This is a genomic window from Exiguobacterium sp. s21, assembly GCF_018617975.1.
In the GTDB taxonomy this organism is placed as follows: Bacteria; Bacillota; Bacilli; order Exiguobacteriales; family Exiguobacteriaceae; genus Exiguobacterium; species Exiguobacterium mexicanum_A.
Genome location: NZ_JACSLF010000001.1, coordinates 1 through 15174 on the forward strand (window position 1 = coordinate 1; position 15174 = coordinate 15174).

The window sequence follows — 15174 nt, forward strand, 5'->3', positions numbered from 1 at the left end:
GCGCTTCCATGATTTCCTTCCACGTATAGGTTTCTTCTTCCATCATGCGCAGCGCAGCCAGTTTTTGTTCGATCGAATGCCGACTTCTCGCCATAAAAAAACACTCCCCAATCAGATAAACAGATTTGTTATTTCATCTGTCTACCTATTGGGGAGCATATCAAAACGAGATCAGGGTTTTGGAACGCGGTACCAAATGCGAGTAATAGACCGGCTGCCGGTAGAATCGCAACCGGAAGCATAAGTGCCTTCCCGATTCGTTGCAAAACACCAAACACTTTCTTCCACATCATGGTTCCCTCCTTTTGTCAGAATACTTACTTTTCCCCATCTGCCATTAGGCTGAAACCGTTTCACCCATACAATAAAAGCCAATCCATAATGGATTGGCTTATAGCTTCATTCAGTTTGCTTTCTTTTCGTTACCTGAAGCGATGACCGCTTGCATTTCTGATTTCAATGCATCCGAACGTGGTCCGAAGATGGCTTGAACGTTGTTACCGACTTCAAGGACACCAGCTGCCCCGAGGCGTTTCAACTCTTCTTTGTTGACTTGGCTCTTATCTTTTACTTCGACGCGGAGACGTGTGATACATGCGTCAAGGTGTTTGATGTTTTGTGAACCACCGAAACCAACGAGGATATCTTGTGCAAGTTCCGAACCTGTAGCAGTTGATTGCTCAACGACTTCATCTTCACGGCCCGGTGTTTTAAGGTTGAACTTACGGATAACGAAGCGGAATCCGAAGTAGTAAACGACTGCGAACACGAGACCGACTGGAATGACGAGCCACCAGTCTGTACGGTTAGGAAGTACACCGAAGAGAAGGTAGTCGATCAAACCGCCCGAGAACGTCATCCCGATTTTGACGTTCAAGATGTGCATGACCATGAACGAAAGGCCAGCGAAGACTGCGTGTACTGCGAACAAGAGTGGAGCAACGAACAAGAATGAGAACTCGATCGGCTCAGTGATACCAGTCAAGAACGATGTAAGTGCTGCCGAAGCCAAGAGACCACCGACGACTGCTTTACGTTCAGGACGTGCTTCGTGGTACATTGCGAGTGCTGCTGCTGGAAGACCGAACATCATGAACGGGTACTTACCAGTCATGAACGTACCGGCTGTGAGTTCAGCGCCATCACGAATTTGTGCGAAGAAGATCGCTTGGTCACCACGAACGATGTTACCCGCTGCATCCGTGTACGAGCCGAACTCGAACCAGAATGGTGAGTAGAAGATGTGGTGAAGACCGAATGGAATCAATGAACGTTCGATCAAACCGAAGATGAATGCCGCGAACGTGCGGTTTTCAGTCAACATGAAGTTTGAGAACGTGTTCAAGCCGTGCTGAACTGGTGGCCAGATGAGAAGCATGACGAAACCAGCGACAACTGCTAATACTGCAGTAACGATTGGGACGAAACGCTTACCAGCGAAGAAGCCAAGGAATTGCGGCAATTCGATGTTGAAGTACTTATTATATGCCCATGCAGCTATCAGACCGACGATGATTCCCCCGAATACCCCAGTTTGGAGCGTTGGAATCCCGAGTACTGATGCGTAAGCCGGGTCACCTTGTGCGATGATTTCAGGTGTGAGTTCGAGCCAAACACCCATAACTTTGTTCATGATGAGGAATCCGACGATGGCTGCGAGTCCGGCAACGCCGTCCCCTGCTAAACCGATCGCGACACCGACTGCGAATAAGAGTGCTAAGTTCGAGAAGATAATGCCACCCGCTTGCTCCATGAGCTGAGCGAATTTCACAATGCCTGCGTTCGTTAACCAACCAGCGCGTGATGTGAGGGCCGGGTTTTGCATCGCGTTACCGAATGCAAGAAGAAGACCGGCTGCCGGCAAGATCGCTACAGGAAGCATAAGTGCTTTACCGACTTTTTGAAGAACACCAAAGATCTGCTTAAACATGATAAATCCTCCTTTTTGTGATTGTTTCGTGCGGAAAGACGACAGTAGATGTCAGACAACCGACGTATCTAAACGTTTTCATAATAAACGTTTATAAAAACAGAAACAGGCATGAATAAGGTATAGAACGTAGACCTCTCCTAATGGAGACATCATTGCGTTCCACTCCTTACTCATGCCTGATCGAATCAGTAACACGTAAGATACGTGGTATCAGTTATCTACTTGTTAGGCGCTGGAGATGCATCGTCAAATATGTCGCTTCACCTCGCGGGACAGGACGCTTTAATTCGCGTTCCATGATGCCCATCAGCTCCCAAGCAGTACTATAGCATAGCGGATATTCTTCGCGCAATACCTTTTCAATTTTTTGTGGGGCCTCCACCATCTCACCCGTCGCAACCCGCTCAACGGCGTACCTTAAGTGCCGAAGTAAGCGCTTATAATCGAGTGAACTCCGGTCCATTTTGACGTTCAAACGACTCTCAATCGTCTGAACGATTTGCCCGATGATTTGGTTGTGCCGGTTGACATCGAGGACGTTTTTAAACGTCGTCGCCGAATGGATATGGAGCGCGATAAATCCGATCTCCGCGTCCGGCAACAGCACGTCAAGCCGCTCGTGAATCATATCGACGATACGTTCGGCGAGCGCGTACTCGTTCGGATAGAGCGATTCGGTCTCGAGCAAGAACGGATTTGTCACTTCCATCCCTTGTTCGATTCGCTTCATCGTGAAGAACAAGTGGTCAGTCAAACCGATATGAATATGTTGATCGACTTTTTTACCTGTGTTGTTCTCGATAAACCCGACGATTTCTTGCATGAAGGCAATAAAGTCTTCATCGACGTGTTTGACGAGCTCACGGTATTGAGATTGTTCTTCTTTGTCTGTCAGTTGATACACTTTCTCCGGGACACTGGCCGGGTCGACGAGATCGCCCGCTTTCTTGCCGAAGCCAATCCCTTTCCCGAGTAGAATGACTTCCGGTTCCGGATCATGTTGGCAAATGACAACGCTATTATTCAACACTTTCTTGATCGTATACATCGGTAATGTCATTCTCATCGCATCCCTTACTAATTAAATCGTTATCTTATCTAGTATATCGGTTCGCCTTCTAAAAAAGTAGGCAGAAAACAAAAAAGACGAACATCTCTGCCGTCTTTAAAACATTGAGTAACCACTCTTACGCAAGTAGCGGATCGTGACGCCGGCCAAAATCGCACCGAGCAGTCCGAAACCAAGCATGAACACATCCAAAAACTGAAGTCCGAGCACCCGTTCGTAAACGTTGGCGAACGCGGTCGATGTCTCCGTGATGTAACTCGAGAGCTTGACGTTATCAATCATCATAATGACGAAAATCGGATAGATGAACACGAGCGTCCATGTTTTTTTAAGTAGCATGTTCAAAATGAAGCCGATGCTGAAGAAGATGACCAAATAAAGAATCGCCCCAATGACAGCCTGGATGATATGCATGCGATTGCCCCCTTTTCCCGTTGTCTATTATACCGAATCGCCCTCTCTTAGGTCAAAGGTGAACCATGAGGCGTCATCAAAAAAAGTAGCCCGTTCGGATGAGCGGGCTACTTGGTCATATTGCTTAGAATTTACCTTTTTTGAGGACGAGACCGTACTTCTTCAATTCGATGAAGTGTTTGTTGTCGATCACTTTCTTCATGAATGAAGCGTTGCGACCGAAGATCTTTTTGCCCATGACGATGCCGATGCCGTCGTTATGGCCAAGTGAAGCGACTGTCCCTTTGCTCTCATACGTGAATTTCGAAGTCGATTTTCCGTTGATGAGCGCCGCGATGTTTTTCGCTACGTTGTGCGCTTGTTGCGTCGCGATTTGAGCAGTCGGCGGATATGGACGGTTTGAGACCGGATCCATGACAGCCGAGCAGTCACCGATGATGAAGACGTTGTCGTGACCAGGGGCACGGTTGTCCGCCTCGACCATGACACGGTTACGGACCGCTTCAAAACCAGATTTCTCGATGATCGGGCTACCGCTCACGCCACCTGTCCAAAGGATCGTGTTCGCTGCGATCGTCTCCGTCGTGTCGCCTTGAAGCGGACCGAACTTGACGACGCCAGGCTCAACGCCTTTGATGCCGTTGCCGAGTTTCATCTCGACACCGTTACGCTCGAGCCATTTCTGTGCATACGTCGTAAGTTCTGGGTCGAAACCAGGAAGGACGGTCGGAGCCGCCTCGATGTTCACGATACGAACCGCTTCACGTGGCACGTCATACTGCTTGCAAAGCTCAGGGACACGGTTGACGAGCTCACCGAGGAACTCGATACCTGTGAAACCTGCACCGCCGACGACGATTGTCACGTACGAGCGATCAGCCGACCCGTTCGTCTTGTATTGTGCGAATGAGTATTCGATATGTTCTTTGATTTTACGGACGCTGTTCAATGAACTGATTGTCATCGCGTTCTCTTTGAGGCCTGGGATTCCGAATGTTTCCGGAATGCCGCCGAGTGCGAACACGACATAATCATATTCAACAGTCGAGCCGTCTGCGAGTAGTACTTGTTTAGCCGTAGTATCGACGCGATCGACGATCCCTTTGACAAATTTCACGCGTGACGGGTTCACAACGTCGTTGATGTAGATACGAGCTTGCTCCGGTTTCATCGTTCCGGCCGCTGGTTCATGGAGCCATGTCGTCTGGTAATGGTAATCATGCTTGTTGATGAGCGTGATGTTCGCGTCGCCAGCTGAGAGCGTCTTCTGGAGGTTCACCGCTGTGATGAGTCCACCGAAACCTGCGCCAAGAATAACAATGTTAGGTCGTTTCATGTTCATTTCCACCTTGTTTTGATAGTTTTGTTTTCTTGAACAATCATGTTGTGTGTTTTTTCACATGAATGTTCACAATAAAGCCTAAACCTTGTTCAACCAATGTTCACAATTGCTTCTCGTTCATTGTACGCTGTTTATTTCGTTTTCTCAATGGAAAAGCTTATCTTCTTGAATTTTTTTTGAATGTATAGGATGTTTGTACAGAATGGATTTAATTCACGATTGTCACTATAATGGATGTATACGTTTTGAGGAGGAATTCGATGAAATCGACGAAAGATGTGATCATCATCGGTGGCGGCCCGGTCGGACTGTTCACCGCATTTTATGCAGGTATGCGCCAACTCGATACGGCGTTGATTGAAAGTTTGCCGCAGCTCGGCGGACAATTATCGACACTGTATCCAGAAAAATATATTTACGACATCGCCGGCTTCCCGAAAGTGAAAGCCCAAGATTTGATTGACCAATTAAAAGCCCAAGCCGATCAGTTCGAGCAGGACTATCGCCTCGGGGAGACGGTCGAGACGGTCGAACGTCTTGAAGACGGCACGTTCCAGATCACGACGAACAAGGATGAGTACCATACGAAAGCCATCATCATCACGGCCGGGAACGGGGCATTCGCCGCACGACCGCTCGGCATCGATGGTTGTGAAGACTATGCCAACCTTCATTACTTCGTCGACAACATGGAGAAGTTCCGCGACCGCCGCGTCATGATCGCTGGCGGCGGCGACTCTGCCGTCGACTGGGCGCTCATGCTTGAAGGCATCGCCAAGGAAGTCCATATCGTTCACCGCCGTGACCGTTTCCGTGCCCACGAGCATACGGTCGAGCAAATGAAGGCTTCGACGATCAACGTGTGGACACCATATAACATTGAGTCACTTTCAGGTGAGACACACATCGAGTCGGTCGAATTGACGGACAAAGACGGCGAATCGAAATTCGTCGAAATCGACGACCTCATCTGTAACTACGGTTTCGTCTCATCGCTCGGCCCAATCAAAAACTGGGGCATGGAGTTCGAGAAGAACACGATCCGCGTCGACTCACGCATGGAGACGACGGTCGCCGGCATCTTCGCCTGTGGTGACATCGCGACTTATGAAGGAAAAGTGAAATTGATTGCGACAGGCTTCGGTGAAGCCCCGATCGCCATCAACCAAGTGAAGCAGCTCGTCGACCCGACAGCGCGTCACCCACAACATTCGACTTCGGTATTTGCCGGGAAATAACGATGTGGCCCTCATCGCGATGATGAGGGCCATTTTTCATTTGCGGATTGTTTTTACAATGACCCGGTCGAGCCAGTCGTCGAGTTGGGTGAAGACGAACCCGGCCTTTTTCGCCTCGGCAATCGACATATAATAGTCGACGTCCGTATCGTACGGCGACGACTCGCCATCTTTTATGATCTGGACCGGTTTATTTAAGTGATGGCCGATCCGTTCCATGAGTACCCCGAGCGAGATGACCCCTTCACTCGCCGCTTTGAACGGTCCGGTCACGTTCGCCCGACCGACCCATTCTAGAAAGGCGGCCGCCTCAAAGCTTGAGATGAACCCCATTTTCGCTTCCGGGTGATGCAGTACGATCGGCTCTTCCCGTCGGACGGCGTCGATATAAAACTTGAGACGGTCTGTATAGTCGTCGGGTCCGAGCACGATTGGCAAGCGGACCGTCGCGACCGGGAACGAGGCGCGATGGAAGAAATAAGATTCAGCCTCTCGCTTCCCTTGCCCATAATCATGTTCGGATTCGAGATGATAGTCATGATGGAGCGGATTGAAATCACTTTCTTTCAACTCGGCGCCTGGCGCATAAACCGACATCGTCGACGTGAGCACATATTTACCGACTTGGTCCATGAAAGCGTCCGAGGCGATCTTTGCCTGGTACGGGTTAAAGCAAATATTGTCATAGACGAGGTCGTAATGGTCTCGTGACAAATCTTTCATCGTCGCCACCGACTGTCGGTCCCCTTTGATCGACCGGATGCCCTCCGCCTCAGGTACTTGCAGTTGTCCACGCGTCACAATCGTCACATCGTCACCGGCCTCCGCCAACCGAAGCGCCAACCGCTTTCCAAAATAGCGTGAGCCACCGAAAATCAATACGTTTCTCATCGTCCCTGCTCCTCCTACATGAAATGACATCTCTTTTCATTTTCCCTTGCATCCTCTCGACTAATCTTCTACATCCTTGAATATTTTTGTTATTCTTATATATATAGAGAAGAAAGAGGCGAGACGCATGCATCAGATCACATTAGAAAAAGGATGGTCGTGTGAATTACCGACACAATATGCCATTTACCAAAGCTTATCGGACTTCAGCCGTTACTCGGTCCTTGACCAAGAGGAAGAGAGCGTCTGTTCATTCCGCATCACGAACGACACGTGTAAAATCACAGCGTTTCGTCCTTGGCAACATCAAATCGAGTTAGACGCGGCTTCGAAACTCATTCGATTAATTCTGATTGAAGAGACAGACTGAATACAAAAAAGGCCAATCATGTGGCATGATTGGCCTTTCGTTTAGCAATCCCCAGGTGTCCCGGCGTTCGATGCCGTCCGGAAACTCGAGCCACAACCGCACGTGGCGATGGCGTTCGGATTTTTAATCGTGAAGCCGCCTCCTAGCATCGACTGCTTATAGTCAATCTCGAGACCGTCGACGACCCCGTGATCGGCTTCGGCGACGATGACGCGGACGCCGTGGTGGTCAAACTGAACGTCCTTGTCTGTCTTATCCTCATCAAATCCCATCCCGTAAGACAGGCCGGTACACCCGCCCCCTTGCACTTTGATCCGCAAGTACTGGTCGTCGGGGCGTTCGGTCTGTTTCATCATATCGATGACTTGTAATGCGGCTGATTCTGTCAAATGAATCATCTGAACTCCTCCTTCGTTATCTTAACTTCAAGTCAACTGACTTGAGATTTTGTGAAATATCTTGTATAACTAAACTGTAACAAAAAAAATTAAATCGTTCCATCTTCGGGGCAGGGTGAAATTCCCGACCGGCGGTATTGAAGACAAGTTCTTCTCAGCCCGTGAGCGAGCAAGGCGTTGCTTGCTGATTTCGTGAGATTCGAAAGCCGACAGTAAAGTCTGGATGGGAGAAGATGGCGGCATCCGACCGATATCCGGATGTTTTCTTCGGCGTGGTCTAAACACCGATGAGAACATCTATTTCGTATGCGCGTAAACTCTCCCGATTGTTTGATACAATCGGGTTTTTCTATGCGACGGGTGCCATTCATCAAGGAGCGACAAAAGGAGAGATTTTGATGAAAACAACGCGCAACAAACGATTGACAACACTGGTGACACTATCGATGCTCGGGGCCATTTCTTTTGTCCTCATGCTCTTTAACTTCCCGCTGCCTTTCCTACCACCGTTCCTAAAAGTGGATTTCAGTGACATTCCCGCGCTCGTCGCCGGGATCGTGTTCTCCCCACTCGCAGGCGTCGTGGTCGTCGCTCTAAAAAACGTCCTCTACTATGTCTTCAATGGTGGCGGCGTTCCGGTCGGTGAAGTCGCGAACTTCTTTGCAGGTGTCGCCTTCATGTATCCGGTCGCATGGTTCTACCATAAACGTAAAACGAATAAAGCGCTCGCTTCAGGCCTCGTGGCCGGTACGATCACGATGGCACTCAGCTTGGCGATCTTGAACTATTTGCTCATCTTACCAGCCTACGCGTTCTTCTTCGGCATGACCGAGATGGCACAACCGGCTGTCAAAACGGACCTCGTCCTATACGGTATCTTGCCGTTCAACTTCATTAAGGCCTTGCTGATCAGCGCCTTGTTCGTCCCACTCTTCCTCAAATTGAAGCCGTGGATCGAACGTCAGCGCATGCAACTTCAAGCGTAACTGACAAGCACCTAGACCCCGGTCTAGGTGCTTTTTGTATGGGTACGCTATGCTAATGAGAGAATAGGAGGAGATGGATTGAACACGACTGAAGATGTGACCCATTTTTTAGAGACTGATGTGGAACTGATGCGTCTGTTGACAATCGTCGCTTCGCTCTGTTTACCCGATTGGTGGATTTGTGCCGGATACGTGCGGGCAAAAATATGGGATGACGCGCACGGCTACGAAGTACCGACGCCGACCGAGGACGTCGATGTCATCTACTTTGACCGATCTCACATCGACGAGGCGATTGAAAAACAGTATGAGGCACAACTGCACGACCTGTTACCGAACGTCCCTTGGTCGGTCAAAAACCAGGCCCGCATGCATCTGGTCAATCAATTGCCACAGTATCAATCTGCGGTCGACGCCTTGGCCCATTTCCCTGAGACGGTCACGGCCATCGGTGTCAGCCTTGATGCGAGCGGACGCTTGAAGCTGGCCGCCCCTTACGGTATCGACGACATAGTCAAACTACAGTTACGACCGACCCCGGCCTTTGCGAACGACTCTTCACACCATCATATTTATCGAGCCCGGATCAATAAAAAGAATTGGCAAGCCACTTGGCCGAGACTCCATGAAGTGGATATACCTCGTCAGGAACGATAAACCCCCACCGTTTCCTGGTCAATTCCTTCTATCGGTCCTAGTCACATATGACAAACCTGACAGAAGAATGCACAAAAGTAACTTAGCTTTGTTACTTTTGTGCGGATAATTTCACTCTATGTAATACTCGAACGTGAACCGGTGTTACTAATTCAATTAATGCCACCTCTACAATTTTTCCAGCTATAGGTTTTACAATATCAGTACAATATTCAAAAGCATCTTTCATCTTTTCTTTAGACAATCTGTTTGCCAGTGTACAGTGCGGAATCCATGAGTCCGGTAAATATAAGGACTCAGCGTTATCATTAAACTCCCCAAATATACGATGATGCTCTAAGTGGAGGCTCCTCAATCCGGATGAGATTGTAGGTGAAAGAAAAAGTGCACTTGATTGAATGAACGTACCCAACGTACTAAATGTTAGATTTACAATCTCCTTCGATTGATAGTAGCTGTCCATCAGTTCGATATACGCCTCAACATTCAAACTACTGTAACTAGCTAATGTTATATGAGGTTGTCGATTCGAGACTTCATATGCATAAGAAGTAATTCCTTCTTGTTTCAAGCCTTCCCATACCTCTTGAATTCGTTTCTCCGTTTGTTCATCAAAAAGCGCTATCATTCCATACATATGTCATTCCTCCCCAAAAAAGAGTGACCACCGAAGTGATCACTCTGAGTATACCGTGTTTGATTAGAGAAGAAGACCAGCGAGTGTCGCTGACATCAAGTTGGCAAGCGTACCTGCGAGAATCGCGAGGACACCCATGCGCGCGATGTCGTTCCGACGGTTCGGCGCCATTCCACCAAGACCACCGAGAAGGATGGCGAGTGATGAGATGTTGGCGAATCCACAGAGTGCGAACGCGATCATAGCTTCCGTACGTGCCGAGAGGTCACCAGAACCGATGATTGGTGCGAATTCAGAGAAAGCGACGAATTCGTTCAACACGAGTTTTTGTCCGAGGAAGCTACCGAATTGAACAGCATCTGCCCATGGCACACCGATCACGAATGCGAGCGGTGCGAACACATAACCAAGAATCAATTGAAGCGTGAGACCGTCGAAACCGAACAAGCCACCGATTCCACCGAGAATCAAGTTAACGAGCGCGATCAATGAAACGAAGGCGAGAAGCATCGCACCGACGTTCAATGCAAGGAAGAGACCGTCAGAGGCACCGCGAGCGGCTGCATCGACGAAGTTCGCTGCCTTGTTCTCTTCATCTTCAGCGATTTCGACATCGTCATCCGGTACGTCTGTTTCCGGGACGATGATTTTCGCGAACATGAGACCAGCAGGAGCAGCCATGAAGCTCGCTGCGAGCAAGTACTCGAGCGGTACACCAAGAGCAGCGTATCCAGCAAGAACTGAACCGGCAACCGAGGCGAGACCACCGACCATGACAGCGAAGAGTTCCGATTGCGTCATCGTTGGAAGGTAAGGTTTGATGACGAGCGGTGCTTCCGTCTGACCGACGAAGATGTTCGCTGTCGCTGAGAGCGATTCTTTACGTGATGTGCCAAGTGCTTTGGCGAGAGCCGTACCGAGGATACGGATCACCCACTGCATGACACCTACATAGTAGAGAAGTGCGATGAGTGACGACATGAAGACGATAATCGTCAACACTTGGAACGCGAAGACGAAGTTGTCTCCGCCGACAGCTGTACCGAAGACGAAACTAATCCCGGCGTTCGCCGTGTTCAAGACGTTCTGGACGCCTCCTGAGATCCATTCTAACGCGTTACGTCCTACTGTAGTGAAGAGGACGAGGAAGGCGAACGTAAACTGTACCGCGAAAGCGGCAAGCACGGTGCGCCATTTGATGGCTTTACGGTTGGTCGAGAAGATGTAAGCGATTCCAATTAGTGCCAAAATACCAACCACGCTCATGATATTCATTGGTGTTGTGCTCCTTTCATATTGGGGAAACCTGATAATGTGATATACCCGAATCGAGATGTGTCCTACCGTTTGAAACGCTTTCTTTTTCTGTTGTTAAACGTCAGACAACCTACATTCGAACCTCTTTGAATATAACAGACCCTTTTTAAAAATGCAACGGGTCAAAACGGTCAAAATAAAAAAAGTTTGAAGGTCCTTCAAACTTTTTTTACCATGCCATTTCTTCAATTTTTTCATATACATTCGTCACGAGTTGTTCCGGTGTATCCCCGGTCACGACCTCACCATCGACGAGACAAAACAAGTCAAGCGAACAGACGCCGCAGTAGCCCGTACAGCCATATTCGACGACGTCTAAGTCTGGATCGGACTCTAATTTGGCGCGGGCGATTTGTGAACCCATCGCTAAATTGGAGGCACAGAACTCAATGATCGGATTCATCATGTCATTCACCCTTCCCCTTTCCTTCAAAGCAGGAAAATGGTTCTTCTACGGCGTATTATAACATGATACAGTTGAAGTGTAACAAAGGGGGATTTTTATGCGCAAATTAGTCGTCTTGGGAGGCGGTTACGGGGGTATGCGTGTAATCGAACGTGTCCTCGGCCATCAGCTGAAGGACGTATCGATCACACTCATCGACCGTCTACCTTACCATGGATTAAAAACAGAGTATTATGCACTTGCGGCGGGGACCGTGTCGGATCGTGACATCCGCATCGATTTTCCAGAAGAGGTCGACTACATATACGGCCAAGTCACCGATATCGATACGGGGGACAAAATGGTCCTGCTCGCGAGCGGGGAAAAAGTGCCGTACGACGACCTCGTCATCGGCCTCGGTTGCGAGGACAAGTATCACAACGTGCCCGGTGCCGCCGAGTTCACGTACAGCATCCAAACGTTAGAAGAATCACGCAAGACCCAGCAAGCAATCAACGGCCTATCTCCGGGATCGGTCGTCTCGATCGTCGGTGCCGGCCTGTCCGGTGTCGAGCTCGCCAGCGAGCTGCGCGAGAGTCGTCCCGACTTGACGGTCCGCTTGTTCGACCGCGGTCCGTCCGTCCTATCGTTCCTATCAAACCGCGTCTCGATGTATGTCCAGTCTTGGTTCGAGGAACATGGTGTCGAAGTCATCAACAACTCGAACATCGTCCGGGTCGACGCCGATGGGTTATGGAACCATGAACAGCACTTCGCTTCCGATTTGACGGTATGGACCGCCGGGATTCAACCGGTCGCCGTCGTCCGCAACCAAGGTTGGGAACTCGATGGGGGTGGACGTGTCAAATTGACACCGCACCACTACGTCCCGGAACAGCCCGATATCTTCGTCGTCGGGGACAACGCCAGCCTGCCGTATGCACCTTCGGGTCAGCTCGCGGAAGCGCAGGCCGAACAGATCGTCCAAGTGCTACTCTGTAAATGGAAAGGTGTCGGGTATCCGGATTTGCCGGATATCAAACTCCGAGGCACGTTAGGATCGCTTGGGAAGAAGGCCGGATTCGGCGTCTTCATGGGCAAGCAGTCGCTCACCGGAAAAGTCGCGCGATTGCTCAAGTCCGGAATTCTTTGGAAACATAAAGTCATTAAATAACATGCACGGGTCGCCTATTACGGCGGCCCGTTTTTTTCGTGGGACGTGCTCGATTTGTTGTTCTGGCACCGTCTCCTTGAGTCAAAAGTCTTGTGTCTGAATCCCCTGAAATCTTATCTAAATATTCAGATTTTTAATTCCATTGACATATTCTACCCGGTGGGAAAACTTGTTACTCTAGGGTCACGGCCGAACGACTTCGTGTCACCTCGCCTACATACCCCAAAGGAGGAAACAAGTTGAAAAAAGTTTGCAGCACCGTCCTCGCCTCACTGCTCGTCTTGTCAACCGTTCCGGGAGGCGCAGATGCCGCCCCGAACAAAGAGAAAGAACGCGTCATCGTCGTCTTCAAAGAGTCGGCGAAGAACATCCCGCTCTCGATTGAAGGCATGGAAGTTCGCCAACAGTACAAAAATCTTCCGGCCGCTGCCCTCGAAGTACCGAAGGCTGCCTTGAAGGGCTTGAAGAACAATCCGAACGTTGCCCACGTGGAAGTCGATCAAACAGTGCAAATCGAAAACCAGACGCAAGACTGGGGCATTCCGAAGTTAAAGGCTCCATCCGCTTGGCAGAGTGGTTACACCGGGAAAGGCGTGAAAGTATCGGTCGTCGATACGGGAATCTCGCCACACCCTGATTTGACGATTGCTGGTGGTGCATCGTTCAGTACGGTCACGAGCTCATACGCGGATGACAACGGTCACGGTACGCACGTCGCCGGGATTATCGGCGCCCGCAACAACAGCATCGGCACGGTCGGAATCGCCCATGAAGCGAGTATCTATGCCGTCAAGGCACTCGAGGCGAACGGTAGCGGTAGCCTATCGAGTATTATCGCCGGGATCGATTGGTCAATCACGAACGATATGGACGTCATCAACTTGAGTCTCGGGACGACGAGTCCATCCTCAACGCTCCAACAAGTCGTCGACCGTGCCAATAATGCTGGCATCCTCGTCGTCGCGGCAGCCGGTAACAACGGACGCACCGACGGATCGGGCGACCTCGTCAACTACCCGGCCCGATACAGCTCGGCCATCGCTGTCGCAGCGACGGACATCAACAACAATCGCGCCTCATTCTCGGCTACAGGCAGCACGGTCGAAGTCGCGGCACCAGGCGTGAGCATTAACTCGACACTCGCAACTGGCGGATACGGCCAAATGAGCGGGACATCGATGGCGACTCCGTACGTCGCTGGTAACCTCGCTCTCATGAAGCAAGCGTTCCCGACGTTGTCGAGCGCACAACTCCGCTCAAAACTGTCACAAGACTCGATCGACCTTGGCGCGGTTGGACGCGACGCCTGGTTCGGAAACGGACTCGTCCAAGCTCCAACGTCTGGTGGGACGTCACAACCTGTTCAAACACTCGCGACGACAGTATCGACATCGAAGTCGACTTATTACGCGGGTGAGCAAGTATCGATCTCATCGACGGTGCGGGACGCGAACGGCCAACCGGTCGCAAACGCCGACGTCCGTATGACGGTCACACAACCTTACGGCACGACGCTCACAGGGACAGGCAAGACAAGTTCGACCGGCGCCATCACGTTCACGCTATCGACAAGTTCTTCGTCACAGAGCGGCACGTACCAAGTGAAGGCTGATGCGACGCTCACTGGCTACACGGCAGGTTCGGCGACGTCATCGTTCCGCCTTCTGTAACGAACAAGAGTCGAACGACAATCGTCGCTCGACTCTTTTCATGCTGTCGTCTGCTCGATGGCCGAGTAGACTTTTCGTAACTGGACGACCCCTTCATCCACGACTTCCCCATTCAAGAGGACAAGCGGATAAAACCACTCGTCTTGCTTGATCGCCTCAGCGATGTCGTCGTCAGCCGTCTCGAAATCGATGTACTCGAACTCGAACGCCTGATCCGGATATTTCCGGGCAAGCGCACTTTGCAACCATTCATATGTCTCGATCGAGCTAGGTGCCCCGACGCAGCTCGCACACTGCACCTCAGCCCCATATACCGTGATTTTCATGTCCATTCCCCCTGTTCTCTCCTATTATACAAAATTCAATAAGTCGTATCGTCACAAAACGCTCAGCGTTAATGATTGAGAAACAATCTCAAACTTGCTAGAATGAAAGGGAACCAGAAAGGGGTAGATACCATGGAAATGTTTGATCAAGTCCAAGAAGTACTCGATAAATTACGCCCGTTCTTGCTTCGCGACGGCGGTGACGTCGAACTCGTAGACGTGGAAGAAGGCATCGTCAAACTTCGTTTGATGGGTGCATGCGGCAGCTGCCCATCTTCAACTATCACTTTGAAAGCCGGGATTGAGCGTGCGCTCATCGAAGAAGTACCTGGCATCGTTGAAGTCGAACAAGTATTCTAAACAAAAA

At 50.2% G+C, this 15174-nt stretch carries 17 protein-coding genes and 1 riboswitch; of the genes, 7 read left to right on the top strand and 10 right to left on the bottom strand.

Annotated elements, in window-relative coordinates; genetic code table 11:
* Positions 1 to 403: 403 nt before the first annotated feature.
* The 4 genes from ptsG to KNP06_RS00020 form a co-directional block, all read right to left on the bottom strand.
* The gene (gene ptsG / locus KNP06_RS00005; protein WP_214712924.1) at positions 404 to 1930 is read right to left on the bottom strand and encodes a glucose-specific PTS transporter subunit IIBC; all 1527 of its coding nucleotides are present in this window, start codon (positions 1928 to 1930) and stop codon (positions 404 to 406) included.
* Between the two features lie 217 nt (positions 1931 to 2147).
* Positions 2148 to 2993, bottom strand: coding sequence for a glucose PTS transporter transcription antiterminator GlcT (gene glcT, locus KNP06_RS00010; protein WP_214706654.1), 846 nt, complete (start codon positions 2991 to 2993; stop codon positions 2148 to 2150).
* 105 nt (positions 2994 to 3098) lie between these two features.
* Positions 3099 to 3416 (bottom strand): YuiB family protein, encoded by a 318-nt coding sequence (locus KNP06_RS00015; protein WP_214712922.1) that lies wholly within the window; start codon positions 3414 to 3416, stop codon positions 3099 to 3101.
* A gap of 124 nt (positions 3417 to 3540) precedes the next feature.
* The gene (locus KNP06_RS00020) at positions 3541 to 4752 is read right to left on the bottom strand and encodes an NAD(P)/FAD-dependent oxidoreductase (RefSeq protein ID WP_214712921.1); all 1212 of its coding nucleotides are present in this window, start codon (positions 4750 to 4752) and stop codon (positions 3541 to 3543) included.
* Positions 4753 to 5018: 266 nt separating this feature from the next.
* Here KNP06_RS00020 and KNP06_RS00025 point away from each other — a divergent pair, with 266 nt between their 5' ends.
* Positions 5019 to 5996: an NAD(P)/FAD-dependent oxidoreductase gene (locus KNP06_RS00025; RefSeq protein WP_029595122.1), complete on the top strand. Its 978-nt coding sequence runs from the start codon at positions 5019 to 5021 to the stop codon at positions 5994 to 5996.
* A gap of 36 nt (positions 5997 to 6032) precedes the next feature.
* Here KNP06_RS00025 and KNP06_RS00030 read toward each other — a convergent pair whose 3' ends face one another.
* Entirely contained in the window at positions 6033 to 6887 is an 855-nt protein-coding gene (locus KNP06_RS00030) for a Rossmann-fold NAD(P)-binding domain-containing protein (protein ID WP_214787631.1), read from the bottom strand.
* A gap of 127 nt (positions 6888 to 7014) precedes the next feature.
* Here KNP06_RS00030 and KNP06_RS00035 point away from each other — a divergent pair, with 127 nt between their 5' ends.
* Positions 7015 to 7257, top strand: coding sequence for a hypothetical protein (locus KNP06_RS00035; RefSeq protein WP_029595120.1), 243 nt, complete (start codon positions 7015 to 7017; stop codon positions 7255 to 7257).
* 41 nt (positions 7258 to 7298) lie between these two features.
* Here KNP06_RS00035 and KNP06_RS00040 read toward each other — a convergent pair whose 3' ends face one another.
* The gene (locus KNP06_RS00040; RefSeq protein WP_138859128.1) at positions 7299 to 7655 is read right to left on the bottom strand and encodes a HesB/IscA family protein; all 357 of its coding nucleotides are present in this window, start codon (positions 7653 to 7655) and stop codon (positions 7299 to 7301) included.
* A 97-nt stretch (positions 7656 to 7752) separates the two neighbouring features.
* Positions 7753 to 7894, top strand: a riboswitch (FMN riboswitch).
* Positions 7895 to 8053: 159 nt separating this feature from the next.
* Between KNP06_RS00040 and KNP06_RS00045 the strand changes: the two genes are divergently transcribed.
* Positions 8054 to 8641, top strand: coding sequence for an ECF transporter S component (locus tag KNP06_RS00045; RefSeq protein ID WP_029595118.1), 588 nt, complete (start codon positions 8054 to 8056; stop codon positions 8639 to 8641).
* Between the two features lie 129 nt (positions 8642 to 8770).
* Positions 8771 to 9298 (top strand): nucleotidyltransferase family protein, encoded by a 528-nt coding sequence (locus KNP06_RS00050; protein ID WP_138860280.1) that lies wholly within the window; start codon positions 8771 to 8773, stop codon positions 9296 to 9298.
* Positions 9299 to 9389: 91 nt separating this feature from the next.
* Here KNP06_RS00050 and KNP06_RS00055 read toward each other — a convergent pair whose 3' ends face one another.
* From KNP06_RS00055 to KNP06_RS00065, 3 genes are all read right to left on the bottom strand, one after another.
* Entirely contained in the window at positions 9390 to 9935 is a 546-nt protein-coding gene (locus KNP06_RS00055) for a 2'-5' RNA ligase family protein (protein WP_138859127.1), read from the bottom strand.
* 63 nt (positions 9936 to 9998) lie between these two features.
* The gene (locus tag KNP06_RS00060; RefSeq protein ID WP_138859126.1) at positions 9999 to 11210 is read right to left on the bottom strand and encodes a NupC/NupG family nucleoside CNT transporter; all 1212 of its coding nucleotides are present in this window, start codon (positions 11208 to 11210) and stop codon (positions 9999 to 10001) included.
* A gap of 211 nt (positions 11211 to 11421) precedes the next feature.
* Positions 11422 to 11658, bottom strand: a complete 237-nt coding sequence (locus tag KNP06_RS00065; RefSeq protein WP_021065517.1) for a YuzB family protein — start codon at positions 11656 to 11658, stop codon at positions 11422 to 11424.
* A 97-nt stretch (positions 11659 to 11755) separates the two neighbouring features.
* Between KNP06_RS00065 and KNP06_RS00070 the strand changes: the two genes are divergently transcribed.
* Both KNP06_RS00070 and KNP06_RS00075 read left to right on the top strand, forming a co-directional pair.
* Positions 11756 to 12811: an NAD(P)/FAD-dependent oxidoreductase gene (locus tag KNP06_RS00070; protein ID WP_034778394.1), complete on the top strand. Its 1056-nt coding sequence runs from the start codon at positions 11756 to 11758 to the stop codon at positions 12809 to 12811.
* A gap of 239 nt (positions 12812 to 13050) precedes the next feature.
* A complete protein-coding gene (locus KNP06_RS00075) occupies positions 13051 to 14481 on the top strand; it encodes a S8 family serine peptidase (protein WP_214787633.1) in 1431 nt (476 codons plus the stop codon).
* 38 nt (positions 14482 to 14519) lie between these two features.
* On the opposite strand, the gene KNP06_RS00080 is transcribed toward KNP06_RS00075, so the two are convergent.
* The gene (locus KNP06_RS00080; protein ID WP_138859124.1) at positions 14520 to 14813 is read right to left on the bottom strand and encodes a DUF1462 family protein; all 294 of its coding nucleotides are present in this window, start codon (positions 14811 to 14813) and stop codon (positions 14520 to 14522) included.
* 96 nt (positions 14814 to 14909) lie between these two features.
* On the opposite strand from KNP06_RS00080, the gene KNP06_RS00085 reads away from it, so the two are divergent.
* On the top strand, positions 14910 to 15167 hold the full coding sequence (locus KNP06_RS00085; RefSeq protein WP_232819607.1) for a NifU family protein: 258 nt from the start codon (positions 14910 to 14912) through the stop codon (positions 15165 to 15167).
* Positions 15168 to 15174: the final 7 nt, after the last annotated feature.